22 protein-coding genes are annotated in these 26,715 nt (G+C 59.7%); 6 read left to right on the top strand and 16 right to left on the bottom strand.

Translation table 11 applies throughout. From position 1 onward, the window contains the following. Window positions 1–3: 3 nt before the first annotated feature. The 3 genes from ACSQ3L_RS27150 to ACSQ3L_RS27160 are packed head-to-tail and all read right to left on the bottom strand — an operon-like array spanning window position 4 to window position 3,842. Window positions 4–498: a Rab family GTPase gene (locus ACSQ3L_RS27150; RefSeq protein WP_436162698.1), complete on the bottom strand. Its 495-nt coding sequence runs from the start codon at window positions 496–498 to the stop codon at window positions 4–6. 13 nt (window positions 499–511) lie between these two features. Continuing rightward, the gene (locus ACSQ3L_RS27155; protein WP_436162699.1) at window positions 512–3,169 is read right to left on the bottom strand and encodes an OmpA family protein; all 2,658 of its coding nucleotides are present in this window, start codon (window positions 3,167–3,169) and stop codon (window positions 512–514) included. 7 nt (window positions 3,170–3,176) lie between these two features. After that, window positions 3,177–3,842: a hypothetical protein gene (locus ACSQ3L_RS27160; RefSeq protein ID WP_436162700.1), complete on the bottom strand. Its 666-nt coding sequence runs from the start codon at window positions 3,840–3,842 to the stop codon at window positions 3,177–3,179. 138 nt (window positions 3,843–3,980) lie between these two features. Here ACSQ3L_RS27160 and ACSQ3L_RS27165 point away from each other — a divergent pair, with 138 nt between their 5' ends. From ACSQ3L_RS27165 to ACSQ3L_RS27180, 4 genes are all read left to right on the top strand, one after another. Then, a complete protein-coding gene (locus ACSQ3L_RS27165; RefSeq protein ID WP_436162701.1) occupies window positions 3,981–4,226 on the top strand; it encodes a hypothetical protein in 246 nt (81 codons plus the stop codon). Between the two features lie 140 nt (window positions 4,227–4,366). Then, window positions 4,367–4,582, top strand: a complete 216-nt coding sequence (locus tag ACSQ3L_RS27170) for a glycosyltransferase (protein ID WP_436162702.1) — start codon at window positions 4,367–4,369, stop codon at window positions 4,580–4,582. 6 nt (window positions 4,583–4,588) lie between these two features. Continuing rightward, a complete protein-coding gene (locus ACSQ3L_RS27175; protein WP_436162703.1) occupies window positions 4,589–7,486 on the top strand; it encodes a glycosyltransferase in 2,898 nt (965 codons plus the stop codon). A 399-nt stretch (window positions 7,487–7,885) separates the two neighbouring features. Beyond that, the gene (locus ACSQ3L_RS27180; protein WP_436162704.1) at window positions 7,886–10,111 is read left to right on the top strand and encodes a mechanosensitive ion channel family protein; all 2,226 of its coding nucleotides are present in this window, start codon (window positions 7,886–7,888) and stop codon (window positions 10,109–10,111) included. 193 nt (window positions 10,112–10,304) lie between these two features. Here the strand turns inward: ACSQ3L_RS27180 and ACSQ3L_RS27185 are convergent, their stop codons facing one another. Continuing rightward, window positions 10,305–11,201, bottom strand: coding sequence for a LysR family transcriptional regulator (locus tag ACSQ3L_RS27185; RefSeq protein WP_436162705.1), 897 nt, complete (start codon window positions 11,199–11,201; stop codon window positions 10,305–10,307). A gap of 269 nt (window positions 11,202–11,470) precedes the next feature. Between ACSQ3L_RS27185 and ACSQ3L_RS27190 the strand changes: the two genes are divergently transcribed. Next, window positions 11,471–12,205: an SDR family NAD(P)-dependent oxidoreductase gene (locus ACSQ3L_RS27190; RefSeq protein WP_436162706.1), complete on the top strand. Its 735-nt coding sequence runs from the start codon at window positions 11,471–11,473 to the stop codon at window positions 12,203–12,205. 166 nt (window positions 12,206–12,371) lie between these two features. Next, on the top strand, window positions 12,372–12,971 hold the full coding sequence (locus ACSQ3L_RS27195; protein ID WP_436162707.1) for an NADPH-dependent F420 reductase: 600 nt from the start codon (window positions 12,372–12,374) through the stop codon (window positions 12,969–12,971). Between the two features lie 369 nt (window positions 12,972–13,340). On the opposite strand, the gene ACSQ3L_RS27200 is transcribed toward ACSQ3L_RS27195, so the two are convergent. The 12 genes from ACSQ3L_RS27200 to cyoB form a co-directional block, all read right to left on the bottom strand. Continuing rightward, window positions 13,341–14,654, bottom strand: coding sequence for an ABC transporter substrate-binding protein (locus tag ACSQ3L_RS27200; RefSeq protein ID WP_436163541.1), 1,314 nt, complete (start codon window positions 14,652–14,654; stop codon window positions 13,341–13,343). A 99-nt stretch (window positions 14,655–14,753) separates the two neighbouring features. Beyond that, window positions 14,754–15,602, bottom strand: a complete 849-nt coding sequence (locus ACSQ3L_RS27205; RefSeq protein ID WP_436162708.1) for a carbohydrate ABC transporter permease — start codon at window positions 15,600–15,602, stop codon at window positions 14,754–14,756. Further along, entirely contained in the window at window positions 15,599–16,534 is a 936-nt protein-coding gene (locus ACSQ3L_RS27210; protein ID WP_436162709.1) for a carbohydrate ABC transporter permease, read from the bottom strand. The genes ACSQ3L_RS27205 and ACSQ3L_RS27210 overlap by 4 nt, the downstream gene beginning before the upstream one ends. A gap of 1 nt (window position 16,535) precedes the next feature. Then, a complete protein-coding gene (locus ACSQ3L_RS27215; RefSeq protein ID WP_436162710.1) occupies window positions 16,536–17,627 on the bottom strand; it encodes an ABC transporter ATP-binding protein in 1,092 nt (363 codons plus the stop codon). A gap of 47 nt (window positions 17,628–17,674) precedes the next feature. Continuing rightward, window positions 17,675–19,186 carry an arabinosylfuranosidase ArfA gene (gene arfA, locus ACSQ3L_RS27220; RefSeq protein WP_436162711.1) on the bottom strand — a complete coding sequence of 504 codons (1,512 nt, stop codon included), beginning with the start codon at window positions 19,184–19,186 and terminating at the stop codon, window positions 17,675–17,677. A 182-nt stretch (window positions 19,187–19,368) separates the two neighbouring features. Then, the gene (locus ACSQ3L_RS27225; RefSeq protein WP_436162712.1) at window positions 19,369–20,295 is read right to left on the bottom strand and encodes an ArsR/SmtB family transcription factor; all 927 of its coding nucleotides are present in this window, start codon (window positions 20,293–20,295) and stop codon (window positions 19,369–19,371) included. Window positions 20,296–21,018: 723 nt separating this feature from the next. Beyond that, window positions 21,019–21,555, bottom strand: coding sequence for a response regulator transcription factor (locus tag ACSQ3L_RS27230; RefSeq protein ID WP_436162713.1), 537 nt, complete (start codon window positions 21,553–21,555; stop codon window positions 21,019–21,021). Then, window positions 21,545–22,897, bottom strand: a complete 1,353-nt coding sequence (locus ACSQ3L_RS27235; protein WP_436162714.1) for an ATP-binding protein — start codon at window positions 22,895–22,897, stop codon at window positions 21,545–21,547. The genes ACSQ3L_RS27230 and ACSQ3L_RS27235 overlap by 11 nt, the downstream gene beginning before the upstream one ends. Then, a complete protein-coding gene (locus tag ACSQ3L_RS27240; RefSeq protein WP_436162715.1) occupies window positions 22,894–23,712 on the bottom strand; it encodes an SURF1 family protein in 819 nt (272 codons plus the stop codon). Before ACSQ3L_RS27240 ends, ACSQ3L_RS27235 begins: the two co-directional genes overlap by 4 nt. After that, complete coding sequence (locus ACSQ3L_RS27245) at window positions 23,709–24,086, bottom strand: cytochrome o ubiquinol oxidase subunit IV (protein WP_436162716.1); 378 nt, start codon at window positions 24,084–24,086, stop codon at window positions 23,709–23,711. The genes ACSQ3L_RS27240 and ACSQ3L_RS27245 overlap by 4 nt, the downstream gene beginning before the upstream one ends. After that, the gene (gene cyoC, locus ACSQ3L_RS27250; protein WP_436162717.1) at window positions 24,083–24,709 is read right to left on the bottom strand and encodes a cytochrome o ubiquinol oxidase subunit III; all 627 of its coding nucleotides are present in this window, start codon (window positions 24,707–24,709) and stop codon (window positions 24,083–24,085) included. Before cyoC ends, ACSQ3L_RS27245 begins: the two co-directional genes overlap by 4 nt. Window positions 24,710–24,711: 2 nt before the next feature. Beyond that, window positions 24,712–26,715 carry a cytochrome o ubiquinol oxidase subunit I gene (gene cyoB, locus ACSQ3L_RS27255; protein ID WP_436162718.1) on the bottom strand — a complete coding sequence of 668 codons (2,004 nt, stop codon included), beginning with the start codon at window positions 26,713–26,715 and terminating at the stop codon, window positions 24,712–24,714.

A 26,715-nucleotide genomic window follows, 5' to 3' on the forward strand; every position in this document is an offset into this window, starting at 1 on the left:
GGTCTATTTGGCAACCATCGAAGCAAGCTGACGAAACGCATCATCGACATGCTCACCCGTAAGCGCGCTCGTTAGATATATTTGCCATCCAAGTTGCCTCAGTTCGTCAATCTTACTATCCGGTATCACCCACCGATCGGCCAGATCGGATTTGTTGAACAGCAATACAAACGGCATAGCGCCGAATTCGGCCTCCACCCGCTCGCGCAGCGTGAGCGCGGCGGCAAGAGTAGCGGCGCGGGTTCCATCGACGACAAGCACGAGCCCGGTCGCACCTCGCACATGGCTGACGCGGAATGAGCCGATATCGTCTTCGCCGGCCAAATCCCACAAAATCAGATCCACGGTTTTGTCCGGGAGTGCGACACTCTTCTTGTCGATTTTCACTCCCACCGTGGTCAAGTAGGTTTCTGAAAAGATGCTTTGCACAAACCTGCGAACCAGGCTCGTCTTTCCGACAGAGAACCCGCCCAGCATGCAGATCTTTTTTTGCAACATCTTGGGCTCCGCCCTAGTCCAGGTTTACCGTAACCGAAACCCGGCGATTGGTGGAGCTACCAGTTTGACTATTTTCAGGCACCGCCGGTTCAAAGGTGCCCGCGCCCCGAACCAGCAACAATTCCGGAGCGACGCCGCGCTTGTTGAGAAGCGCACGAACTGTCTCGGCGCGGGCGGCGCTGATCGACGCGTTGGCCGTCTCACGGCCCGTGGTGTCCGAATGGCCGGTCAACATGAACCGCGCTGTTACGCCTGACTTGCGGGCACTTTGGGCGAATTCCTTTATTTGATCCGCCAACCTGTCGAGAACCGGCGTCTGCTCTGGTCCCGGCACAACCTTGCCGGAAGAGAAGAAAATATCGGTCGTCTGGATGGCCTGTCTCAACTGATTGAGTTCTGCAAGGTTCAGCTCACGCAGCTGCGAGACATCCAGAACCACTCCGTCCGCCGAAAGCTGTTCGGCGGCGGCCTGCGCCCGGTTGATCCAGGCGGCAGGAGCCTCACCTTCGGCAACGATGCGACCCTGGATGATTGAAAGCTGAACCGATTTCGGCGGGGTGAGCGACGCCGTCAGCCGCTTCACCACGAACTTCGGATCAAGGCTCTGATAGAATTGCCACTGTGAATGAACGCGGGCAGGATCAACCTCCGTTCCGGACAGCAGAGCTTGCGGGTCGGCGGCAAGCGGGTCCCTCAGGCCGGAAATGTAGAAATGTCCGCCCCTCGCCGTTTGTTGGGCGACGATGATCCCCGATTGGGCCTCAAGTCGCGACACATAATATTGCCAGTGCTCCGCTGCGCGTGCTTCGGGGCTCACATCACGAACCTTGGAGATGTCGAATTCCGGTCCACCTGCCGAAAGCTGTCGGGCCGCTGCGCGCGCCCGATCTATCCAGGTGTCGGGAGCCTCACCCTCGGCAACGATGCGATCATTGACGATCGAAAGCCGTACTGTATCGGGCGGATACAACGACGCCGTCAGCCGCTTCAACACGAACTCCGGCTCAAGGCTCTGATAGAATTGCCACTGCGAATGAACCCTCGCGGGATCGACCTGCGTTCCAGACAACAGCGACTGGGGGTCGGCGCCAAGCGGGTCTCTCAGGCCGGCAATATAGAATTGGCCGTTGCGTATCTTCTGTTCTGCAACGATGATGCCCGGCTGGGTCTCCAGTCGCGACACATAGGCCTGCCAGCGCTCCGCCTCGCGTACTTCGGGGCTCACATCACGGACCCTAGAGATATCGAAGACCGGCCCGCCTGCCGAAAGCTGCTGGGCGGCGGCCTGCGCCCGATCTATCCACGTTTCTGGAGCCTCACCCTCGGCAATGATGCGATCATCGACGATCGAAAGTCGTACTGAATCCGGCGGAGCCAGCGACGCCGTCAGCCGCTTCAACACGAACTCCGGCTCAAGGCTCTGATAGAACCGCCACTGCGAATGAACGCGGGCGGGATCGACCCGCGTTCCGGACAACAGCGACTGCGGGTCGGCGGCAAGCGGGTCTCTCAGGCCGGCAATATAGAATTGGCCACCGCGTATCTTTTGTTCGGCAACGATGATGCCCGGCTGGGTCTCCAGTCGCGACACATAGGCCTGCCAGCGCTGCCCGGATTGCCAGGAAAGAAAGAACCAACCGCCTGCCAGGATCAAAAGCAGCAGGGCCGCGGTCACCACCAGCCACGGAAACCCCTGGTTCGATTCCTCCTGCTTCAGCTCGACGCATGTCTGCAGCTGCGCCTCTACGCCAGCCAGCTGCGAACTGTCGCCGTCAAACTGCTCTAAAGCCTCTGAGGATTCCTCATGGATACGAAGCAATACATCGCGAACTATTTCATGTAATTCCTCTGGCGGATTTCCTCGGATCACCGAAACCAAGGTCGCAAATGGTCCAACTTCCGACCAGAGGCGAAGGTCGCCAAAACGAATAGTGTCGAGGCTGCTCTGCTCCTTCTCGTTAAATGAGTCTTTTACAAAGTCCTGAATTGCACTAAGCATCGAAGAAATAAGTTGAGGATCTTCGCTAGTTGCATTGTCGGCAGTTACATGCGCTATCAAAAGCCCGGAATTGCGGTTAATGAGAAAGGCATGCTCTATGCGGTATACAAGGGAATGCTTCAGGACAACTTCCGAGAAGCTGGCACCGGTTCTCCAGGATTCGAATCTCCACTTGAGCCCATGCCAGGTAAATATATGTCTTAAAGTTTCATTTAGCGACTGAAAGGTCTGGTCGATCCTTTCCCCGATCGACTTGCGAATTGCCGGCAGAAACACCGGGTATAAAATATCCGTCAGCGTGCGCGGGCTCTTCTGGATGGACCGTTGCACAGCCCTTTCGACAGCTGGCGTAAGGGCCTCACCGAGTTGCGCATGAGGCGCTCGTGCGGCCGCACTGGGAAGAACGCCGCCCATTGCTGCCGCAAGCTGGTCGGGTTCGTCCAGCAGATGCGTAACGCGCGAAAGCTCCGAAATCTCGCGGCCGACCAGCAACTGGCGCAGCGTTTCCATGCGGGGATCGGCAGATGGAACTCCGTCGAAACGCGCACGGTAGTCCGGATCGACGTTCCGGGCAATTTCGATCAAAAGACGAGCCAGAGCCTCGCGATCAATCTCTGTATCGTTCGAGGCTGTTCTTTGCGGAAGGCTGATTGGGTCGACGGTCGACGTCAAGTTCCGCTCAACTCACTTTCCAGTTACGCTCCGAGTTGCTCTTGCTACCGACAGGATCCTGATTTAGACATTTTGCAACCTCGACAAACAGGCCCGCCAAAAGATTTCGGTCGGTCTTGACGTTGCCGAGATCGGAAAACATTTTCTCCATCAGCATCTGAATGCCTTCATTCTTTTGCTTGATTTCCTCACGCAGCAAATGATCGTTTCGATTTATCCGGTCCGCAACTTCGCGCTCAAGCTCGCTCAATTGATCCGACAACGCGCGCACCTGCTTTTCAAGCGCCTGATTTTGCTCGCGAAGATTCCGGTCAATCTCTTTGTCGCCGTCGGCTCGCGCGTCTTTTTCGTTCCGCAGTTGCGCCGCAAGCGAGTCAACCTGCTTCTTTGCATTTGACTCGTACATTTCAAGATTGCGCTTGGCCTCGGATTCGACATCCTTGAAGCGCTGCAAGACCCGCTCTTCAAGCTTGGAAAATCGGCGGTCATAGTCCTGCATCTGGTTGCCGAACAGAAGATCACGTATCTTGTCGACACCTACAGCGTCGCCGGGGGCCGCGCTCTCGCGAGCCTGGCCCGCCATGAAGCTCAACCCGTTTGCGTCTGCATTACTTATCGGATTTGCGTCCGCTTTATTTGCCGAAGAAGCGGTACTCGACGATTCCTTGGCCATCCTATGCCCCTTCATTTGACTAACTGCCACAGTGCTAATTTAGCAACTAGTAAACATGTCAGCAAAATAGCCGCCCCGCAAGCCGGAATCTTCTCGGCTTAAGCCGGTTCGTGCGTTCCGATTCGGGTAGATTTGGACATGCCGCTCGACCCCGACAATCTGCCCAGCGAGCCAGCTCTTCTGCGGCATCTTGTGCGTGACATGGCGGCGGTTGTTGAGCAGTGGGACGGTGAGATCGAGCGCCTTGAACCCATCATCAAGCAACTGCAGGGCCGGCAGTTCGACCGCGGTTCCGAGTGGGTCGATCCGGATCAGCTTGCGCTCGCGTCTTCGCCCGCGATCATCTTTTTGCCGATGACCGCAGCTCCAAGCCGTCGGGCATGAGCGCTTGCCATTCAAGCCTGTCTTCGTGTCTTTTTTGCCTGCCTCCAATTCGCCCCGATCTTGACAGGGCAGTGCTGCCATCCGATGCCGTTATCCGGTTCTGACATTCGCCGACTCTTGCCGAAGAAAACGAAAGCTCGATGATCCAGAATAATGCTACCGCAAGGCGGTGTGGTACCGATGTTCATGCCGAGCAAAACATCGGCGCAACGCTTGCCGGCATCCGCCGGCAGACCCACCAGATACTGGATATAGTCGTCGTGGATGATGGGGCGACGGACGGATCGGCGTCGATTGTGACGGCCTACGCCGACAAAGATCAACGCATCTTATTCCTTCGAACCAGGCGCGGGTAAGACGGCGTGACGCATAATCCATTGGTTTCAATCGTGGTTCCTGCGCACAACGCGGAGGTAACGCTGGCGCGCGCACTCGATAGCCTTCTCGATCAGGAAATCGTGGATTGGGAGGCGATCATCGTCGATGACGCCTCCACGGACCGCACCCCCGCGATCATCGCCGGTTATGTGGAACAAGATGCCCGATTTCGGACGTCGAGTTCTTGCGCATATAGCCCCGCCGGCGCCCGCAATAGCGGAATTTCGACGGCGCGCGGCCGCTGGCTGATGTTCCTGGATGCCGACGATTGGGTGGATGCCAGCTTCCTCACGAAAATGCTGGCCGCATTGAAAACCGCTTCCGATGCAGTGGCCGCCTATTGCGGTTCTCAGCGCGTGATGCCCGATGGCGAACTTATCCTGTCGAGCATCTCACCAGAGGTTGCGATCCAGCCCTTTGAAACATTCGCCCGCCGGTGTGCCATCGCCACTCACGCGCTGCTGGTCGACCGGGAGGCAATCGTCGAGTTGGGCGGTTTCGATGTGTCGCTGCGCACCTGCGAGAACTGGGATCTGTGGCAGCGCCTCGCACGTCTAGGCAAAAATTGGGTGATGGTCGACGAGCCGCTCGCTTTCCATTGGGTCAGCCCCAGCGCGCTCTCCCGCAATTCGACGCAGATGCTGGCAGACGCGGAAATCGTGATCGCCCGCGGCTTTTCTCCTGATCTCAGGGGCAAACACCCAGGATCGGCTCACGCCAATGGAGCGGTCGAGGCGATCGGCCGCACCGCTTCCGAAGCACTCGCGTGGTTCGCATTGTGGAACGCCGCGTCGGATTGCGGCGGCGGCTCGGGCTCGATCAACCCGCAGTCCTTGCGCGCGCTCCCGGCAGGACGTAAGTGGGCGCGTGAGATCGCCAAGGTGGCCTTCGATGGCCTTATGGTAGGAAGCCTATCGGTGCCAGCGCAATTGGCTGCCAGGTGGGACAGGTTCGGCGGCGCCCTCACCGAGTTGATCATCGAACTCGGCAAGGTCTGGGGCGATCCGGTCGCGGGTCGTCGCGTCCAGTATCATCTTGAGCAAATGCTTCTCGATGCCGACGATCTTGCCGCGCCGCGCAGGCTGGCGCGGACACTCGGAATTCGCGTCGACGCTCGAAATCCAACTTTGACCGAGCTTCCGGAAGGGATCGATCAAATCTATGCCTACCTGATGATGGATGACCAGATCGAAGCTGTCGTGCAGTTCGGCGTGCTGGGGACAGTGACAAGGGATCATTGGATTGAACTGATCGCACCGCAAAAGGACGCCGGTGCCGACACGTCAAACACGCTTGCAGCCGAGGCACTGTCGACCACCGCGGAGCGCCGGCCTGATCCGGACAGCCACTTCGGCAAACTCGAGCGATTGGCAGCGCAAGCGCGGGAGCTGGTTCGGTCGAGCGCCGAACCTGCGGAGCCTCCTGTGGCGCCGCGCCGCGCACGAGCCAGGCACGACAAGGATCGCACGTCATTCTGGAATGGCTATTTCGCGACCGAGGATCCCTGGAACTACGGTTCGTCCTATGAACAGGAAAAATATGAGCGGCAGCTCGAGATTCTGCCTGCCGGTCCCATCGGACGGGCGCTTGAGCTGGCCTGCGCAGAGGGCCACTTCACGCGGCAGCTGGCGCCGCGAGTGGGCCATTTGACCGCAACTGACATCTCCGCCATAGCCGTCGGACGAGCTCGCGCGCGATGCAGCGATCAGCCGAATATTGAATTCGGCGTACTGGATTTCTCCGCCGACACGCTGCCGGGTGAGATGGATCTGATCTTCTGCTCGGAAGTGCTCTACTACCTGGATGATCTCGCCGAGTTGCGGCGCATTACCAAAAAGTTCGCTGAGGCGTTGGCGCCTGGCGGCAGTTTCATCAGCGCACACGCATTCGTGCTGCGTGACAATGTTGAAAGGACGGGCTTCGACTGGAACACATTCGGTGCACAAGCGATCTCGGAGACGCTGGCAGGGACCGAAGGCCTCGTCCTCGTGCAATCGATCCAGACCGAGCTCTATCGCATAGACCGCTTCCGCCGCCCGTCGCCGGACGACGTGGCGACGGAGCCGATGATTGATCATGTGCCGATCCGCGCACCCATCGGAATCGGGGTCGCGCGAAATATCGTCTGGGGCGGGGCGCGGGCCTTGCGCCGCGACGTCGCGCGTAGCGAGCGGCGGCAACGTATCCCTGTCCTCATGTATCACAGCGTCGCTGATGATGGTCCGACCGCGCTCGCCCGTTTCCGGCTCACGCCCGCCGCATTCGCCAGCCAGATGGCATGGCTGCGTGCCAATGGCTTTCACGCGATCACGTCCGAGCAAATGGAATGGTCCATCGCCAACCGTCAGCCTTTCGCTGGCCGCCCAGTGCTTATCACCTTCGATGACGGCTTCCAGAATTTTGCCGACCATGCCTGGCCGACCTTGCGCGCGAACGACCTGACCGCGGAAGTGTTCCTGGTGACGGACCTGGTGGGTGAAAGTGCAAAGTGGGACGCCGTCAGCGGTCCGCCGACGCAGCTTATGAATGCCGGAACGGTGCGACGTCTCGCCGCCGAAGGTGCGTTCTTCGGAAGTCATCTGGCGACGCATCGCGCGATCGATGGTCTGTCGAGCTCTGATTTGGCCGCCGAGCTGCTGCGCTCTCGCATGTTCATCGAACGGTGGACCGGTCGGCCAACCTCGGCGTTTGCGGCACCCTTCTCTGTCACCGACCGACGGCTCGGCAGGCTGGCCAAGGAGTCCGGCTATCGGATCGGCTTCGGCGGCAGACACGGGCCGGCGGACCTTAATTGCGATCCCATCGATCTTCCGCGCATCGAGATTCGCGGGGATCGCTCGCTCGATGACTTCGTCGCCACCGTCGAGGCCGTGCTCGATTGAACGGCGAACTTTCTCAGCGTCATTATTCCCCCTCACAATGCGCAAGACCGACGAGACGCTTCGCAGCGTGACCTCGCGGTCCTATGGAGCGCTCGATATTGTTGTTGACGATGGTTCACGCGACCAGACTGCGGCGATCGCCCGATGTCACGCAGATCGGAATGCCCTGCCCCCGGCGGCTAAATAAATACTGCCAAAGTACCCGGCACAAACGGTCTGGTTGGGAAATGACGTCTTGCACGGCAACATCGGTTTCTACAAGGTAGGGCAACAACGGACATAAATGTCGTTGCTTGCCGATTTGACCGGAAGGTTAACACCACGATGCCACTCATGATTGGACGATTGGGAGCCAGGAACCTGACGCGCCCGGCACGATGTCTCCGACATCTGACTGCGATGTTTGTCCTGGTTGCCAGGCCGCTCGTCTTTGGGATCGCCCTCTTGTTGGCTGGTCAGGCACAGGCGCAGGCGCCGACGACCGTCCCGCCTGAAAGGGTCAAACAGCTATTCGAGCTTCTCGACGATCCATCGGTGAAGGCCTGGGTGGCCGAACAACGAAATCAGGACGCCGGGTCAACGGGAACGCCTGCCGAGGCAGGCGCTTCGCCGACCGACACATCGTCCGGCGCCGCGGCGGCACCAGGCCAGATGAATACGATGGCGTCCTCGACGCTCGATCGGATCCGGCACCATATCGAAAGAATCGTGCGAACTTTGCCCTTGCTGCCGGGCCAGTTCGCGCGCGTTCGGGCAAAGACGATGGAGGATATGTCCAGCAAGGGGCCTGCCGGCGTATTCATGCTGATTGCGATGTTCATCGCTGCCGGCCTAGCGCTCACTTGGGCAACGTACAAAATCACCCGTCCATTTCGTCTTTGGGTTATCGCGCAGTCGAAGGATACGCCCGTTGGGCGGGCCAAGAAGATTGGCGGTCGCGCGCTTTATTCCAGCATGCTGATCGTCTCGTTCGCACTGGGCAGCGCCGGCGCGTTCATGTTGTTCGACTGGCCAATGCTTATCCGCGAAATTGTCCTGACATTTCTGATGGCGGCAGTCGTTACATGGGGTGTGCGCATGTACGTCATGGCCATGCTCGTCCCTTCCTTCATGAACGTCGAGAACGCCGTCGAGGTTCGTGCTTTGCCGATCACCAACGAAGCGGCTGACCATTGGTCCTATTGGCTGCCCCGGATCGTCGGCGTCTTCGCCTTCTTCGGCGCCGCGTTTATCCTCTTGCCCGGTCTCGGCATTGATCAGGACGGAATGATTGCCCTGTCACTGGGCGCCGATTTCGTACTGCTGTTGCTTTTGCTGCTTGCCATTTGGCGTCGGCCAAGAACCCAGCGAGACGGCGCGCACCACACCGGTCACACGGGAGCGACATGGCTGTTGACCGCTTATTTCGTCGTCCTGTTCCTGCAGCGCAACGCCGGCCTCTATATAATCTTCTGGTTTACCTTCGCTGCATTCTTCCTGCCTTTGGCAATCGTGCTGGCGCAGCGCGGGGTTAATTTCGTCCTGCGGCCGGGTTCTGAAGATGCCGGCCGGCCTACGATCCCGGCGGTGACGATCGCTGTCATCGATCGCGGAATCCGAATGATTTTCATCCTGGCGGCGGCTTACTTTCTCGCGCGTGTCTGGGGCCTGAACATGCAATCCATGCAGGAGGGCAATGCGACCACTGCGCTCATATTGCGCGGCTTGATCAATGTCGTGGTCATTGCCCTCGCAGCCGATTTCGGCTGGTCGATCATCAAAGCTTTGATCGAACGAAAGCTGGGCATCGAAACACCGCACCCTGTGATCAGCGACGAGGAGGACGTCGCGATCCTCGATCCGCAGCAGGCGCGGCTGCGCACGCTCTTGCCGATCCTCCAGAACATTCTGCTCGCATTGATCATCGTGATGGCGGTGCTGATGATGCTCGCCTCAATGGGTATCCAGATCGGCCCACTGATCGCCGGCGCTGGCGTCGTCGGTGTCGCAGTGGGTTTTGGCGCACAAACCGTCGTCAAGGACGTCATTTCAGGCGTGTTTTTTCTGCTCGATGATGCGTTTCGTGTCGGCGAGTATATTTCCTCGGGCAATTACAAGGGTACTGTGGAAAGCTTTTCGCTGCGCTCGGTGAAGCTGCGCCACCATCGTGGCCCGCTGTTCACCATACCGTTCGGTGAACTGGGGGCAGTCCAGAACCAGAGCCGTGACTGGGTTACCGACAAGTTCAACATCACCGTCGGCTATGACACCGACATCGAATTCGCTCGCAAGCTGATCAAGCGTATCGGCCTCGAACTGGCGGAAGATCCTGAGTTCAAACACTGGGTGATCGAACCGATCAAGATGCAGGGCGTACAGGAGTTCGGCGAGTACGGCATCGTATTGAGGGTCAAGGTCACAACCCGACCGGGAGGTGCCTTCAGTATGAAAGGCAAATTCTATCTACGGCTGCGCCAAGCCTTCAAGGAGCAGGGTATCGAACTCCCATTTCCGACCGTCCACGTCCAGGGGCTAGAGAACCCACATGGGTCAGAGAATGCGCCGTTGGAGATCACACCCGAGCTAAAAATGGCCGTGGCCCAGTCGCACACCAATCGGCGCAGAAAAAAAGCGACAACGGAGTAGGAAAGCTGTGACACCTGCCGGTCACAGCGCAGCTTTCGCAGGGTAAAAAAATCTGTGACTTCGGTTCAGCTATTATCGACATCAATCGGTCACGAGTTCGCCACAGCGGACTGTCGCCCGTGCGCTGTCCGCACATGAAGCTCGGCGATGATGGCTATGAGTTTCTGACTCAGCGTCAACTGCCTGCCGGGCGTCAGTCGCGCGATATGGACAGCCCCGCGAGAAGTGGAGCGTACGCGGCGAGCCTGCGGGAAACGAACTCCGTGAAGAGCCGCACGCGCTTCGTCTTGCGTGTCTCCCCCTGTGTGAGAAGCCAGAGCGTTCCGTACATGTGCAGGTCGGTGCCCGGCACCCTCACCAGTAGGGGGTCGGCATCTCCGACGAAGCACGGCAGTGTCGTCATCCCGAGCCCTTGCCGTACAGCAACGATCTGCGCCTCGGCGTCCGTGGTCCTGAATGGCCCCCCGGTGGTGCGAACCTCACCCTCGCTGGCCCAATCCGGAATTCCATGAATGCTTATGACGATCCACCGGATGGGATCAGACGAGCCCGCACGCCACGCGGCTAGTCGGTCGCGAGACATGTAGACGCTGCCGAACAGCTCCGGTCCCTTCAGACCGTGAAGATTGAGCGGCAGGGTTTTGCGGTCGTAGACGACGCGGATCGCCACGTCGGCCTCTCGATTGGTCAGATTTGCCAGCTCGCCGGACGACAAGATTTCCATCTCGATGTCCGGATGCAGACGCGCGAAATCGGCGAAGTCCGGCATGAGCAGGTGTGTCGCGAGGGACGGTGCCAGCGTCACCCGCAGAAGCCCGCGCACGCTCTGGTCGCGACCGAAGACGCGCGTCTCCAGCTGGTGCGACGACGCTTCCATCTGGTTCGCGAGCTCGAGGACCTCCTCGCCCGCAGCTGTCAGGCGGTAGCCCGAAGGCAGCTTTTCGAACATCTGCGCCCCGAGGCGGTCCTCGAGCTGGGCGATGCGTCGCAGCACGGTTGAATGATTCACCCCGAGGTGCGCGGCGGCAGCCCGCACCGAGCCTCCGCGTGCGACGGCAAGAAAGTAGCGAACGTCATCCCAGTCGATCATGGTGCAATCCGGCACCACGCGGTGCGCCTTCCAAAGCCGGTACCTGGCGCATGGTACAGCAGTACCGGCGGCCATCATAGCTTATGTCGACGCTCGCGGCCCAATTCCGAACAGCGGACACCGATCGTCGCGGCTGGCGTCAGTCGTCCAGCCGGATCGATTTCGCACCACCGATGTGCGCGCTTGCGCACTCAACAACTGACACCGGCGGACCCATTTCGAGGTCCTCGGAGGCAGATGCTGTCCCGACACTACGAAAAGGAGAAGTCATGGGAAAGCTTGAGGGTAAGGTTGCAGTCATCACGGGTGGATCGAGCGGAATGGCGCTGGCGAGCGCCAAGCGGTTCGTTGAAGAAGGCGCCTATGTTTTCATCACGGGCCGGAGACAGGAGGCGCTCGACGAGGCCGTCAAGCTGATCGGCCGGAACGTGACCGGCGTGCGGGGCGACGCGTCCAATCTCGACGACCTCGACCGCCTGTTCGACACGGTCAAGCGGGAAAAGGGCAAGATCGACGTCCTGTACGCGAGCGCCGGCACGGGCGAAGCCGTCCCACTGGGCGAGATTACCGAACAGCACTTCGATGCGACCTTCAACTTGAATGCGCGCGGCACGCTGTTTACGGTTCAGAAGGCGTTGCCGCTGTTCAACGACGGCGGATCGATCTTCATGACCGGGTCAGTCGCTTCGATCAAAGGTTTTCCTGGTTACAGCGTGTATGCGGCGAGCAAGGCGGCGCTGCACGCATTCGCACGCGGGTGGCTCAACGAACTCAAGGGCAGGAATATCCGGGTGAACGTGCTGCACCCGGGGCCGATCGCCACACCGATGCAGGACCAGGTTCTCACCGAGGAAGCGAAGCAGATGTTCGAATCCCTGATCCCGCGGGGAAAGATGGGGCGTCCTGAGGAAATTGCGGCGGTCGCGCTGTTTCTTGCTTCAGACGATTCGAGCTTCGTGAATGGGGTGGAGTTGTCTGTCGACGGCGGCTTCTCGGCCATCTGAAATCGCGCCGGATCGCGGGAATGGTGAGACGACTTCCGCGCTGAAGGCCGGCCGCGCGAAGTCGCTCACGGCCGGACGTCTACGCGAAGGTCGCCATGCAGCGAAACGAATAACCCAGCGCCGTTGAGGGCCGGGAATCAATATCAACACGGATCGGAGAAGTATTATGAGCTATGCGATTGTAGGATTCGGTAAGATAGGCCAGGCCCTCGCCCACGCCTTCGCCCGTAGAAACATCGACGTGACCGTCGCGAGCCGCCGGCCGCCCGAGGCGTTGGCGCCGCAGGCTCGGGCGATCGGACCCACGGTCGTCGCCAAGTCGCTGCGGGATGCACTCGAGGCCGACACAATCATCTTGGCGGTCCCGTTCGGGGAACATCGCGAGGTTGCGAAGGCCCTGCCGAGCTGGAGAGGCAAGACGGTCATCGACGCGATGAACGCGTTTCCAGTCCCTGAAGAGCTGGACGGCCTCCCGTCCTCCGCCTTCGTTGCGAAGTCGTTCACCGGCGCTAAGTTCGTGAAAGGTTTCAATCACCTGGTTGCGGCTACCCTGGCTGCCGATCCGATCGTCGAGGGCGGCCACCGGGTCGTCTTTCTGTCGAGCGACGACGAGGACGCGACCGCTCCCGTGGCGGCTTTGGCCAAACAACTCGGGTTCGCACCCGTCAAGCTGGGAAAACTCAACGAGGGTGGCGCGCTGGTGCACGCACGCGGCCGCACTTGGGGCCAGCTGATCTTCCAGGATTTGTTCAAAAAGGAGCAGTAATCGATCTACGACCGTGTGATCGACGCTGAGATTCGGTCGCGCGCTAACGTCTTCGAGCAGCGCGCGACCGAATATTTGAAGGCCACAAAGTCGCGAAGGTTGGGGTGGGTCTGACGGCGTATGGGCGCCGTTCGAAGAGCGGGGGAAACGCCCGACAGAGCGGCAGATCTGCGGGTCGCCTAGAATCTGTCGACTGCTATCGATGGCATGGGATTCGCTCGAGTGTCCTCTGAAGGGCAGAAATTCCCAGCGACCACACTGAAGGTCGTGGTTGCGCCAAAGTGCGATGTCCCATGTATCATCTGACAGAAAGAGTCCCGCGACTATTTTCAGCCGCGGAGCTCGGGAGAACTCTCCGGGAACCTGTGTTCAAATATTGGCGAGCAATTCGTTGACGCGGCTTTCCATGTCGGCAAGTGCTGCATCGACGTCTTTCTGGCCAGTGATTGCCGCGCTCATCTCTTCGCCGATAATGTCCTGGATCGCAAACTGGCGCTGTACGGCGGACGGCAGTGGCCTGCCGAGATCGGCGACCGCGGCGATCGTGTTGCGATGCGGCAGCGCCTTGAAGGCGTCCGAGGTGATGATGGCCTTGTATGCCGGCAGGTGGCCGGTGCGCGACCATTCGAAGTCATTGTCGGCGAAGAACTTCAGGAACTTGCCGATTGCCGCGGTCTGTTCGGGTGTGCGGTCCTTCTGCGAGACTGCCCAGGTGTGGCCGTCGGCATATTGCGCATGGGCGCCGCCAAACAGCTGCGGATACGGGTAGACCGCATAGCCGCCCTTGTTGAGCGCCGTGCCCTTGGTTTCGGACTGGGCGTTGTTGTCGCCGACAACCCACGTGCCGTTGAGCTGGACGCCACCGTCACCAGCAAGGAAGGCGTTGATCGCGCCGCCGTAGTCGAGGTCCTTGGTGGTGTAGCCCTTGTCGAAGATCGCCTTGTACATCTCGACGACCTTCTTGGCTTCCGGCGTATTCAGCTTCACATGCTTTGGATCGGCAAAGAAATCGGAATCCTGCTGGAACAGATAGGTGTAGAGATTGCGCGTGTAGAGTGCGGTCTCATTGGCCAGGTTCTGAACGAAGTAAGGCTTTCCGGTCTTCTGCTTGAACTGTTCGGCCTGGGCGAGCAGTTCCTCGGGCGATTTCGGAAGGATCGGCGTGCCGTCGGCGTTGATGAGGCCGGCTTGTTTGAAGAGATCCATGTTGATGTGATAGAGCATCGTCCAGCTGTCGATCGGCAGGCCGTAGATCTTGGCGTCCTTGGTGGCGCCGTTGCGTGCGGCGTCGGTAAAGGCGTCAGGCGTTACGCCGACGGACTTCAAGAGATCGTCGAGCGGCATCAGCAGGCCTTTGGACTGGTAGTCCGAAAGCGCGGATTCGTGGATCGTGACGATGTCTGGAGCATCGCCCGAAGCGAACTGCGCGGTCAGCTGGTCATAGCCCGGCCATTCCACGGTCGTGACGTTGACGTGCACATCGGGATTGTCGGCGTTGAACTTGTTGATCAGCGAGGTGATGATGCCGCATTCGCCAACAGCCTTGGTGACATCGGTGTTGGTGCCGAAATCGGCATCGCAGGCACCGAAAAAGCGCTGCACGGTCAGTTCCGTTGCTGCAAGGCTCTGGCTGGCCAGCATCATTACGCTGGCAGACACTGCAGCAAACAGCAATTTCTTCATTTTCATGTCAGTTCCTCCTACTGAGTTCCACCACTCCACCCTGGACTGGCGTCATGCTTTCCATCGCCGCGGCGCACTCCCCCGCCGCACGCAATCTCGTCATCGCACCGCAGCGCCGGAGACGGCCGTGACGATGTATTTCTGGAAAAACAGGTAGACGATTAGGATCGGCGCGCCGGCGAACACCGCCTGCGCCATCAGAAAACCGATGCCTTCGGACTGGGCGAAATTGGTCTGCGTCGAGGCCATGCCCACGGTCAGCGTGTACATGTCTTTCCTGGTCGCCGAGATCAGCGGCCACAGATAGTCGTTCCACGCGCCAAGGAAGGTGAAGATGCCGAGCGTCGCCTGTGCAGGCACAGTGAGCGGCAGAAGCACCTTCCAAAAAATCCTGAACCGGCTGGCATTGTCCAGCATGGCGGCTTCGTCCAGCTCCTTCGGGATGGCCTTAAAATATTGGGTCATCAGGAAGACGCCGAACGAAGCCGACAGGCCTGGGAGGATGAGGCCGTGATAGGTGTTGTGGAACTTCAATATGCTGAAGATCTGGTGGCGCGCGACAAGCACGGCCTGTTCGGGAACCGCCAGGCCGAAGAGCACGATCACGAACAGGATGTTTCGGCCGGGGAAGTTCAGCCGTGCAAAACCGTAGCCGGCGAGCGACGACAGGATCAGCGTGCCGAGTGTCAATCCGCCCGAGACGATGATGCTGTTGAACACCCAGACGAATACCGAAGAGGTGCCGATGGTGTTGATGTAGTTCTTGAGCGTATAGGGCACGTGAAAGACCGAATTCGGATTGGCCATCAGTTCGGCATTTTCCTTGAGCGACAGGCCGATGACCCACAGCACCGGCGCGACCATGACGATCGAAAGCAGGATGACGAGGGCCAACAAGACGCGGTCGCCAAATGCCCGTCCGTTGATGGAAGTGGCTGGAGCACTCATGCCTGGCCCCCCTTGTTGCGCGCGACGAGATACTGGGCCATGGCCGCTATAAGGATGAGGATGAACAGGATTTCCGACGCCGCGGCGCCCATGCCCAGATCCCAGCGACGGAATGCGGTGTCGTAGATGTAGAGCACGATCGGCTTGGTCAGGTTGTTCGGGCCGCCGCGCGTCATCAGCCACGCCTGTCCGAACAGTTGGAATTGCAGCACGATCTGGATGATGATCACCAGGATGAAGGTGCGTTTGATCGACGGCAGCGTAATCGAGCGTAATGTCTGCCAGCGATTGGCATTGTCCAGGGCCGCCGCCTCGTAAATATCGTGCGGGATCTGCTGCAGCGCCGAAAGAAAGAGCATCATCGGCAGGCCGATACACCACCAGATAGTTGCAATGGCGATGCCAATCATCGCAAGGCTGGGATCGGAAATGAAAGCCGGAGCAGTCGCTCCGAACCATCCGTAGATCGTCGACAGCAGGCCGACATTCGGAATGAAGACGATGCGCCAGATCAGTGTGACGATGGTGACCGACAACACCGAGGAAGAAAAGAACAGGGTGCGCAGCACTGCGGCAGTGCGGGTGCGGCGGTTGAGGCAAAGTGCCAGAAAAAGGCCGATCAGCGCCAGCGTCGGCACTGTCAGAAGCACGAAATAGAAGGTGTTCCAGATCGATTGCAGGAACACCCTGTCGTGGAACAGCCTGACATAGTTGCCTAGCCCGACAAAATTTCCGGACGAGAAGGTGTCGGCCTTGTGGAAGCTCAACCACATTCCCCAGAGGAGTGGGAAGACAAGCAGCGTCGTGAAGAAGAACAGGAACGGCGCGACGAAAATGAAGTTTAGCCATTGCGGTGCGTAAATGTCGATGCTTGGAGCTCTGACGCTCGCGGCCGGCGTCGCGGTCTGCGGTATCGTCAGCCGGTCAGCCATATCAGGCCTCCCTCGCGTGCCAGGCGCGGCCGGCCTCGTCGAATAGATGCGATTTCTGGCCGTCGAAGGCGAGCCCGACCTTGTTGCCGACCGCGACGCGGCTGTTGCCGACATCCGAGCCGACGATCTGCTGGCCATCGCCTAGCCGCGCATAGATCAAGGTGCGCTCGCCGAGCCGTTCGAGCACATCGACCACTCCGTCGGCATTGCCCTGCCCGGCTGGAACGGTGCGGACATCCTCCGAACGGATGCCGAAAGTGTACTTGCCGTCGGTCAACTGGCTGGAGGCGATCTCGGTCTGGACCGCTATGCCATCCGCGAATTTTACCGTGGCGTTCCCACCCGATCTGTCGAGCGTCGCATCGACAAAGTTCATCGCCGGCGCACCGACGAAGCTCGCGACGAATTTGGTCGCGGGGCGTTCGTAGATCTCCATCGGGGAGCCTATCTGCTCGATCTTGCGATTGTTCATGACGACGATGCGGTCGGCGAGCGTCATCGCCTCTACCTGATCGTGGGTGACGAAGATCATTGTCGATTGCAGGCGCTGGTGAAGCTGGGCGAGTTCGATGCGGGTGCGGGCGCGCAAAGCCGCGTCCAGATTGGAGAGCGGCTCGTCGAACAGGAAGGCCTTGGGTTCCTTGACGATCGCACGGCCGATGGCGACGCGCTGGCGCTGGCCGCCCGAGAGCTGGCCCGGCTTGCGCTGGAGCAGGTGTGGCATTTCGAGGATGCGGGCGGCTTCGTTGATCCGCGCATCAATGACCTCACGCGATACACCGACATTCTCAAGCCCGAACGCCATGTTGTCGCGCACGGTCATGTGCGGATAAAGTGCATAGGACTGGAACACCATGGCAATGCCGCGCTTGCCTGGCGGCAGATGATCGATACGCTCATTGTTGATGGCGATCTCGCCGCTGTCGACGGTTTCGAGACCTGCGATCATTCGCAGCAGCGTCGATTTTCCGCAGCCGGACGGCCCAAGGAATACGATGAATTCGCGTGCTTTGATGGAAAGCGACAGATCATCCAGCACCGCCATGGCACCGAATTGCTTGCTGACATTCCTGATTTCGATATCGGCCGTCACGTCGAGGCTCCTCCCAGAGCATGTACTTTTCGATGATCCGCCTGACGTCAGAGTTTCAGGCGGATCATCTGGTAGGAATAGGCTGGCAGCGACAGGCTCAGTTTGCCGCCGGCCATTGCGGCGCCTGTCTCCTTCCGGGGGCCGACATTGCCGGGATCCGCTGCTGAATTGACGGCTTTCAGATCCGCATGCGTCATCACCTGGTGATCGACGATGTCAGCCGCGCCAAAGCCGCTGATGTCGATCACGGTTTCGATTGCCTCGCTCGAATGGCGGTTGATGGCGAAGAAGTTGACGTGGCCGGTTTTCGTGTCATGCACGCCGGTGACATCGACATAGGGCACGTTGCCCGCGACAGCGGACTTGTAGGTCGGGCTTTCCACCTTGAGATCCAGCGCATTGCCGCGCCCGTAGAGCGAGGCAAAGAGATAGGGATAGAACGTCGTTTGGCGCCAAGCCGGGCCATTCGGAACGGTCATGATCGGCGCGATAACGTTGACCAGTTGCGCCAGGCAGGCAATCTTGACGACATTCGAACGACGGATGAAGGTGTTGAGGATCAGGCCGACCTGCAGCACGTCCTCGAAATTGTAGATGTCTTCGAGCAGTGGCGGGGCAAAGGGCCAGCCGTCATTGCCGCCGAGTATCTTCTTGTCCTGCTCCTTGGAATGGTACCAGACGTTCCATTCGTCGAACGAGATGTAGACCTGTTTGCTGGAGCGCTTCTTGGCTTTGATGTAGTCGATGACGCCGGCGACCGAGACGATGTAGTCGTCGAGCTTCTCGCTCATGGCGAGGTAGTTCGGCGCATCATTGGCTTCGTTGTCGAAATACATGTGCAGCGAGATGTAGTCGACCTCGTTGTAGGTGTGGTCGAGAACGGTCGCTTCCCATTCGGGATAGGTCGGCATCTTGGCATTCGAAGAGCCGCAGACCACGAGTTCGAGCGACTTGGAGAAGGCGCGCATCGCCTTGGCGGTCTCGTGGGCCAGGCGCCCATACTCGTCGGCGGTCTTGTGGCCAATCTGCCAGGGGCCATCCATTTCGTTGCCGAGGCACCAGAGCTTGACGTCGAAGGGCTCCTTGCGCCCGTTGGCGATACGCTTGTCGCTCCACTCACTGCCGCCGGGATGATTGGTGTATTCCAGAAAGTTGCGGGCTTCATCGAGGCCACGCGAGCCGAGATTGACGGCAAGCATCATCTCGGTGTTGGCGGAGGCGCACCAGTTGGCGAACTCATGCAGGCCAACTTCGTTGCTTTCCGACGTGTGCCAAGCGAGGTCGAGGCGAACCGGGCGCTCTTCCTTGGGTCCAATGCCGTCTTCCCAATTGTAAGCGGACACGAAATTGCCGCCGGGATAGCGGACGATCGGAACATTGAGCTCCCTGACCAGATCGATGACGTCCTGACGCATGCCATTGGCATCTGCCGTCGGATGGCCAGGCTCGTAGATGCCGGTGTATACCGCCCGCCCCAGATGCTCGATAAAGGATCCATAGAGCCTCGGATCGATTTCCGAGACAACATAGTGCGGATGCGCCGTGACGGCTGCCTTCATGCATTCCTCCCACAATATCATAAATGATGATTTAAATCATCTTATCCGATATCAAAGGCGACCGGCAGCCGCTCGTCAAGTCAAAACAGTCAAAAGTCTGACAATTGACTAAAGATTTTGCCTCGCGATGAAGGCAACGGCCTGAAAATGCTGCACTTTTTTAAGAACCCGGTTTTGTGATATCACTTGGTTTTGATCCGAAGCAGGATGTCCTCGTCGTAATTTCCAAACCCCTTGCCGAATATATTGACCCCGCCCGGCCGCTTGGCATCGTCTTTGACGCCAATGCGGACACGGATCGAATGATGGGCCTTGAGGTCGAGTGCGGCGAGGCTGACTTCGGAAATCCTGACGCCGTCGACATAGGTGCCATCGGCGGAAATTCGCCAGTTCTTGAGCTTGCCATATTGCGAGCCCTTGAGCTTCCACCAGGAGGGCGTGAAGACGCCGCGCTTGTCGCCAAAATCACCGGGTGACGTCCAGGTGCCGACGTCGACGCCATTGATCGCCAAGGTGATGTCGGAGGGCCAATCGGCGCTGGTGCCCGGAACCTCCGATGACAGTTCCGCCAACACTTCGAGTCCAGTGATCTCGGCATTGGCGAGCTTGGCATTGTTGGGGAACTGATATTCGACAAAGCCGCGCGTGAACCACAACAGGCCCGCTTTCATGCGGTCCGGATCGAGGAAGGTGTTCGGCACGTCAAGCAGACCGATGATGCCGTCCGGCGAGCATAGGCCGCAGGGCGCCGTCACCTCGAAACCAGTGTAAAGCCCGATCGGCATCGAGACTTCGATAGCGTCATTCTTGACAGCACGATATTCGCTCTTGAAGACCACGAGCACTTCTTCGGCGGCCGGATAGCAAATCTTCTGGCTGCCCTTCTTCGCCTTCTGGTTCTCGGTGCGAATCAGGCCCGCATCCTCAAGCACCTGGATATTGGTCGAGACCGTCGATTGCGGTAGCGACAGCACAGCGGCGATGTCGTTGACATTCATCGGCCCTTTCTCATGCAATAGTTTCAGCATGGAAATGCGTGCCAAAGAGGCAAGCCCCTTGAGCACGGCAATACCCTCTTCAGGTTCGATCACCAGAAAATTGCGACTCATGAATGGCCAGTCTATCCGAAATCCATACCCGAAATTGTCTTGTATATCTGGAGATCTGATTTAATCAATGCGCTGATCGAACCCATGTCAGATCGGGACCGCGTCGTGTTCGGCGTGCGGACCACGCGCAATTGATCGGCGATCGCGGAAGCCCACCGTAAATCGATAAACTCGACGCGGAAGTTTGCCAGTCTTGACCTGGCTGGCTGGGTCGAAAAAGACATCTAACCGCTGATCATAACGTCAATGGTGGGTCTGGAGGATGCATATCATTGATTTTATTGAGTTTTTCGGCGTCCAAAAATCAAAACCTTCCCGTAGCGTTCCGCATGACCAGCATCGTGGCCGCCCCAATTTGCAGAACTTGACGCACATAACCCAGAAAGCCGAAATTAGCGTGACCATGGTGCGATCGGCGATAGGATCGCGCGCACGACTTGTTGCGTCTCGGGGCTTGATGGGCGCCAGCCGCCCGCAGAGGCCCCCCATGCGTTCAGTGCCTACAATATGAAGATGCACTCACCGATTCTGGCGGAGTTCGAGGTATTCGGAAATCTCCTGCCTACGCAGGAGAATCCGGACATGCGCGGCCGCTACCCGTGGCGGACTTTCTCATCGATCGACGGCATCTCGGAATTCGGCAAGCGCTCGCTTCCCATTCAGGGAGAAGTCGAAGACTGGCACCACGACCTTGGCGCCTTTCCTAGGCGTCGCTCGGCGAGCTTACTTCACCACGCGCTTCTCTAGCTTGCGGGCCAGGGTGCGCCTGTGCAGGCCAAGCTGACGCGCTGTTGCGGATATGTTGAAGCCGGTCTCGACGAGCATTTCGTGGATGCGCTCCCATTCGAGATTCTTGATCGAGGTGGGGCGACTGCTCAGCGAAACCGAAACATCGCCCTCGGCCCGACCAAAGGCGGCCTCGATGTCATCGGTGTTGGCTGGCTTCGCCAGGTAATGACATGCGCCGAGCTTGATCGCTTCGACCGCCGTGGCGATACTGGCGAATCCGGTCAACACGACGATCCTCATCGATGCTTCGCGGGCACTCAGGAGCTTGACGCACTCCAGCCCGGAGCCGCCAGCTCCAAGTTTGAGATCAACCACGGCGTAAGCTGGAACCGCCGATTCGAGGGCGCGCAGCAATGCCTCCCTGTCCTGGCAGACCACGACGTCGTAGTCGCGTTTTTCGAAGGAGCGCTTCAAAGTTTTCGCGAAAGTGGCGTCGTCCTCGACGATAAACAAGGATCGATCAAGCCTCATGATCATCTCCATCGGTCAGCGCCGCGAGCGGCAGCGACAGCGTAACACAGGCCCCCTGCTCCATGTTACGCGCCGAAAAGTCGCCTCCGAGCTTTCGCACCACGTTCACGACGAGAAAAAGACCAAGGCCGCCGCCAGGCCGCCCCTTGCTCGACATATAGGGCTGGCCGAGCGCGGCCAAAATACCCTCGTCGAAGCCCGGCCCGCGGTCGCGTACGGAAATCACCAGTTTGTCGTCCTGCCGCTCGGCCACGACGCCGACCCAATCCTGCGATGCTTCCTGGGCGTTGTCGAACACGTTGAAGATGACCTGCTTCAGCGCTGTGTCGGACACGATCTGCTCGTCGGGTGCGAAATCGTTGCTGTACTCCAGATTGAGCGGCTGGCGGCTGACACCCCATTCCTGGACAAGATCGTCGAGGAAATGGCGGATGCTGGTGCGGATCGTGCCCTCGCCCCTTGCCTGCCCCGAAGACATGAGGATGCCCGACACGATACTCTTGCAGCGTTCAATCTGCGCCTGCATTTCAGCGACGTCACCGGCCAGCTCGCGGTTGCGGGTGACGCTGCGTATCTGGCGCCAGTCGGACAGAATTACGGATATCGTCGACAGCGGCGTTCCCAGTTCATGCGCCGCACCGGAGGCGAGCAGGCCCATGCGCACGATGTGGTCCTCCTCGGCCGAGCGCTGGCGCAGATCGGCGAGATAGGCATCGCGCTCGCGCAAATTGCGGTTGATGCGCGTCATGAAGATCACGATCAGGCCAGCCGCCAGCACGAAGCAGATGAACATGCCGCGTATATGCAGGGCCAACAGGTCGCTGCCACCGTGATGCGGAATCGCGATCGGCTGGAACTGGAAGGTGAGGAAGACGAAGCAAGCGGAAGCGGCCGCCACCAGGCTCCAGGTGGACCAAGGTGTCAGCAGCGCGGCGCCAAGCGTAATCTGTAGCAGGTAGAGCGACACGAACGGGTTCGAGGCGCCGCCGCTCAGGTAAAGCTGGGTCGTCAGCGCCACCATGTCGAAGATAAGCGCGACAAACAGCTGCGCGTTGCTGATTGGACGGTGGCCGCGCAAAACCAGAAGGCTGAAGATGTTCAGCCCGACAAGGAAAAGCACCACGCCGGCCATCTCAGCCAGTGGAAGCGGAATATCGAACCAGTATTGCGTCACCAGGATCGTGAGCACCTGACCCGCCACAGCCAGCCAACGCAACTGGATTAGCAGGGCAAGGTTCTTCCTGTTCGTCGCGTCCAAACCAGACACCGCGCCGTCCTTGCCCCTGAGGGAAGGTGCAACGAAGGATTTGCCGTTGTGCGGCGTTGGCGTCGTGGCGCTCATCTTGCCGGTCCTTGCTGCCAGCGGCCGCCGATCATCGGCGCGGCCAACGCGATGGCGAGCATCGCAGCGAGCGTGAACCAGGTCAAAGCATAGACCAGATGGCTGTTGCGGAAAGTCACGACAGTCAGGCCACCGCGCGGCCAGCTGTCGATGCCGGAAGCCTCCGCATCGACGAAATAGGGGGCGGCATCGGCTAGGCCGCGCGTGGCAGCTATCGCGCCAACGTCTCGCGAATACCAGCGATTGCCCGCGGCGTCGTTGTTGCGCAGGAAGCCGCCGCCGGGCTCGCTCATGCGCAACAGCCCGTCAATGACGGTCGACGAAGCGAAGCCGCTGCTCTCTTGTTCGAACTCTGCCTTGCGCTCCTGGGGGATGAAGCCGCGGTTGACCAGCACGACGAAGCCACGGTCGGTTCGCATCGGCGTCAGCACCCAATAGCCGCCACCAAGCGCCGTCACCGCCTGAACGAGCGTGTTGGGGCCGCCGAGAAATCGTCCGGCCAACCGCAGGTGGCTGTACTCGTAGCCGGCCGCCGTCATGTCGTCCCAACTCCCTGGACCGGGCGCATCGACGACCGGAGCATGAATGCGTTGGTCGACGCGGGCAATCAGGTCGAGCTTCCAGACTCGCCTTTCTAGCTGCCATATGCCGAGGCTAAGAAACACCAGCGCGCCGAGGAGCCCTAGCAGCACGAGCAAAAATCGCGACGCGGGCGATCTACCGGCGCCCTTTCCTGGCGCGGCGCGCAGATCGATGCCAGTCTGCCCGGTCACCTCCCCGATGTTGGTCCTCCCCGCGCCCGATGCCGGGCTCATGGCATCTCGCGCATGTCGTGAAGCCCCGGCATCATGTTGGCGTTGAGGTGATACATCACCCAGAGCGAACCGGTCAGCACGATGACGACGAGGATCAGCGTGAAGATCAGTGCCAGCATCGACCAACCTTCTTCTGAAGCAGTGTTCATATGCAGGAAGAACACCATATGAACGACGATCTGCACCACGGCGAAGGCCATGACGACGATGGCCGTCGCCTGCTTGTCGTCGATGGCGCCGGTCATGACCAGCCAGAAGGGGATGGCGGTCAGGATCACCGACAGGACGAAGCCGATCAGATATCCCCTCAGCGACCCGTGCGCGGCTCCGCCATGCGCGTGGCTATGGTCGGCGGCATGATCATGAGCGCTCATCGCAGCATCCCCATCAGATAGACGAAGGTGAAGACGCCGATCCAGACGACGTCGAGGAAGTGCCAGAACATGCTGAGGCACATCAGCCGGCGGCGGTTCGCCTTGATGAGGCCAAATCTCGCGACCTGCACCATTAGCGTCACCAGCCAGACGATGCCGAAGGTGACATGCAGGCCGTGCGTACCCACCAAAGTGAAGAAGGACGACAGGAAGGCGCTGCGCTGCGGCGTCGCGCCTTCATGGATCATGTGGGAGAATTCGTAGAGTTCGATTGACAGGAACGCCAGGCCGAACAGGCCGGTCACGGCAAGCCAGGTTTGGGTCGCTGCCACGCGGCCCTTGTCCATTGTCAGCATGGCAAAGCCATAGGTGATCGAGGAAAAGAGCAGCATGGCGGTATTCACCGCCACCAGATCGAGGTCGAACAGATCCTTGGGCGCCGGACCCGCCGCGTAGTTGCCGCCGAGCACGCCATAGGCTGCGAACAGCATCGCGAAGATGAGGCAGTCGCTCATCAGATAGAGCCAGAAACCGAGCATGGTGCTGCCGCCTTCGGCGTGCGCATGCTCTTCTTTCAGGTGAAAGACCGGTTCGGCACCGGCCGTGGTTGCTGTCGATGCCATGCTCAAACCCCAGCCTGCGCGACGAGAAGTCTCGTCCTCGCCTCTTCCGTCTGCGTGACCTCGGCAGCCGGAATGTGGAAGTCGCGGTGATAGTTGAAGGTGTGGCCGATCGCGGTGGCGATCAGGCAGACGAAGCTCAGCGCCGCCAGCCACCAGATGTACCAGATCAGGCCGAAGCCGAGCGCGACGCTGAAGGCCGCCAGGATGACGCCGGTGCCGGTGTTTTCCGGCATGTGGATCGGCTTGAAACCGGAGAGCGGCCTGATGTAGCCGGCCTTCTTCATGTCCCACCAGGCATCGTTGTCGCGCACGACAGGCGTGAACGCGAAGTTGTAGGCGGGCGGCGGCGAGGACGTCGACCATTCGAGCGTGCGGCCGCCCCAGGGATCGCCGGTCGGATCCGTCAGAGCCTCGCGCCTGCGGATGGAGACGTAGATCTGGATCAGGAAGGCGGCGATGCCGATAGCGATCAGCACCGCGCCGAAGGCAGCGATGACGAACCATATCTGCAGCGACGGATCGTCGAAGACCCGCATGCGCCGCGTCACGCCCATCAGGCCGAGAATGTAAAGCGGCATGAAGGCGAACCAGAAGCCGACCACCCAGCACCAGAACGAGACCTTGCCCCAGAACGGATCAAGCTTGAATCCGAAGGCCTTGGGCCACCAGTAGGCAATGCCGGCAAACAGGCCGAAGAGCACGCCGCCGATGATGACGTTGTGGAAGTGCGCGATCAGGAACAGGCTGTTGTGCAGCACGAAGTCCGCCGGCGGCACGGCAAGCAGCACACCGGTCATGCCGCCGACGACGAAGGTCAGCATGAAGGCCACGGTCCACATCATCGGCAGCTCGAAGCGGATGCGGCCGCGATACATTGTGAACAGCCAGTTGAAGATCTTGGCTCCGGTCGGGATCGAGATGATCATCGTGGTGATGCCGAAGAAGGAATTGACGCTGGCGCCGGAGCCCATGGTGAAGAAGTGGTGCAGCCAGACAAGGTACGACAGGATGGTGATGACCACCGTGGCGTAGACCATCGAGGTGTAGCCGAACAGCCGCTTGCCGGAGAAGGTCGACGTGACCTCGGAAAAGACGCCGAACAGCGGCAGGATAAGGATGTAGACTTCCGGGTGACCCCATATCCAGATGAGGTTCACATACATCATCGGGTTGCCGCCGAAGTCGTTGGTGAAGAAGTTGGTGCCGACATAGCGGTCGAGCGCCAGCAGCGAGAGCACCGCCGTCAGCACTGGGAAGGACGCCACGATCAGCACGTTGGTGCACAGCGACGTCCAGGTGAAGACGGGCATGCGCATCAATGTCATGCCTGGCGCGCGCATCTTGATGATCGTGCAGATCAGGTTGATGCCCGACAGCGTGGTGCCGACGCCCGCCACCTGGAGCGCCCAGATATAGTAATCGACGCCGACATCAGGGCTGTAGCCGATGCCGGAGAGCGGCGGATAGGCGAGCCAGCCGGTGCGGGCGAATTCGCCGACGAACAGCGATGCCATGACCAGGATGGCACCGCCGACGGTCATCCAGAAGCTGAAATTGTTGAGGAACGGGAAGGAGACGTCACGGGCACCAATCTGGAGCGGGACGACGAAGTTCATCAGCCCGGTGACGAAGGGCATCGCCACGAAGAAGATCATGATCACGCCATGGGCGGTGAAGATCTGGTCGTAGTGATGCGAATTGAGATAGCCCTCGGAGCCGTTGAAGGCGATGGCCTGCTGCAGGCGCATCATGATGGCGTCCGAGAAACCGCGCAGCAGCATGACCAGGCCGAGCACCATGTACATGATGCCGATCTTCTTGTGATCGACGCTGGTGAACCACTCGCGCCACAGGTAGTTCCAGAGCTTGAAATAGGTGATGACGCCGAGAAGGGCGATGCCGCCGAGCGCCACCGCGGCGAAGGTGGCCACGACGATGGGTTCGTGCAGGGGCAGCGAGTCCCAGGTGAGACGGCCGAAAATGAACTTGGTCAGCGTATCGGACAT

The organism is Mesorhizobium sp. LjRoot246, assembly GCF_964254115.1.
Taxonomy (GTDB): Bacteria; Pseudomonadota; Alphaproteobacteria; order Rhizobiales; family Rhizobiaceae; genus Mesorhizobium.

Excerpts from the sequence above, each read along its gene's own strand:
- ACSQ3L_RS27150 (WP_436162698.1), bottom strand. The coding sequence starts at position 498 with ATGTTGCAAAAAAAGATCTGCATGCTGGGCGGGTTCTCTGTCGGAAAG.
- ACSQ3L_RS27160 (WP_436162700.1), bottom strand. The coding sequence starts at position 3,842 with ATGGCCAAGGAATCGTCGAGTACCGCTTCTTCGGCAAATAAAGCGGAC.
- ACSQ3L_RS27165 (WP_436162701.1), top strand. The coding sequence starts at position 3,981 with ATGCCGCTCGACCCCGACAATCTGCCCAGCGAGCCAGCTCTTCTGCGG.
- ACSQ3L_RS27170 (WP_436162702.1), top strand. The coding sequence starts at position 4,367 with ATGATCCAGAATAATGCTACCGCAAGGCGGTGTGGTACCGATGTTCAT.
- ACSQ3L_RS27180 (WP_436162704.1), top strand. The coding sequence starts at position 7,886 with ATGTTTGTCCTGGTTGCCAGGCCGCTCGTCTTTGGGATCGCCCTCTTG.
- ACSQ3L_RS27185 (WP_436162705.1), bottom strand. The coding sequence starts at position 11,201 with ATGATCGACTGGGATGACGTTCGCTACTTTCTTGCCGTCGCACGCGGA.
- ACSQ3L_RS27190 (WP_436162706.1), top strand. The coding sequence starts at position 11,471 with ATGGGAAAGCTTGAGGGTAAGGTTGCAGTCATCACGGGTGGATCGAGC.
- ACSQ3L_RS27195 (WP_436162707.1), top strand. The coding sequence starts at position 12,372 with ATGAGCTATGCGATTGTAGGATTCGGTAAGATAGGCCAGGCCCTCGCC.
- ACSQ3L_RS27200 (WP_436163541.1), bottom strand. The coding sequence starts at position 14,654 with ATGAAGAAATTGCTGTTTGCTGCAGTGTCTGCCAGCGTAATGATGCTG.
- ACSQ3L_RS27205 (WP_436162708.1), bottom strand. The coding sequence starts at position 15,602 with ATGAGTGCTCCAGCCACTTCCATCAACGGACGGGCATTTGGCGACCGC.
- ACSQ3L_RS27210 (WP_436162709.1), bottom strand. The coding sequence starts at position 16,534 with ATGGCTGACCGGCTGACGATACCGCAGACCGCGACGCCGGCCGCGAGC.
- arfA (WP_436162711.1), bottom strand. The coding sequence starts at position 19,186 with ATGAAGGCAGCCGTCACGGCGCATCCGCACTATGTTGTCTCGGAAATC.
- ACSQ3L_RS27225 (WP_436162712.1), bottom strand. The coding sequence starts at position 20,295 with ATGAGTCGCAATTTTCTGGTGATCGAACCTGAAGAGGGTATTGCCGTG.
- ACSQ3L_RS27230 (WP_436162713.1), bottom strand. The coding sequence starts at position 21,555 with ATGAGGCTTGATCGATCCTTGTTTATCGTCGAGGACGACGCCACTTTC.
- ACSQ3L_RS27235 (WP_436162714.1), bottom strand. The coding sequence starts at position 22,897 with ATGAGCGCCACGACGCCAACGCCGCACAACGGCAAATCCTTCGTTGCA.
- ACSQ3L_RS27240 (WP_436162715.1), bottom strand. The coding sequence starts at position 23,712 with ATGAGCCCGGCATCGGGCGCGGGGAGGACCAACATCGGGGAGGTGACC.
- ACSQ3L_RS27245 (WP_436162716.1), bottom strand. The coding sequence starts at position 24,086 with ATGAGCGCTCATGATCATGCCGCCGACCATAGCCACGCGCATGGCGGA.
- cyoC (WP_436162717.1), bottom strand. The coding sequence starts at position 24,709 with ATGGCATCGACAGCAACCACGGCCGGTGCCGAACCGGTCTTTCACCTG.
- cyoB (WP_436162718.1), bottom strand. The coding sequence starts at position 26,715 with ATGTCCGATACGCTGACCAAGTTCATTTTCGGCCGTCTCACCTGGGAC.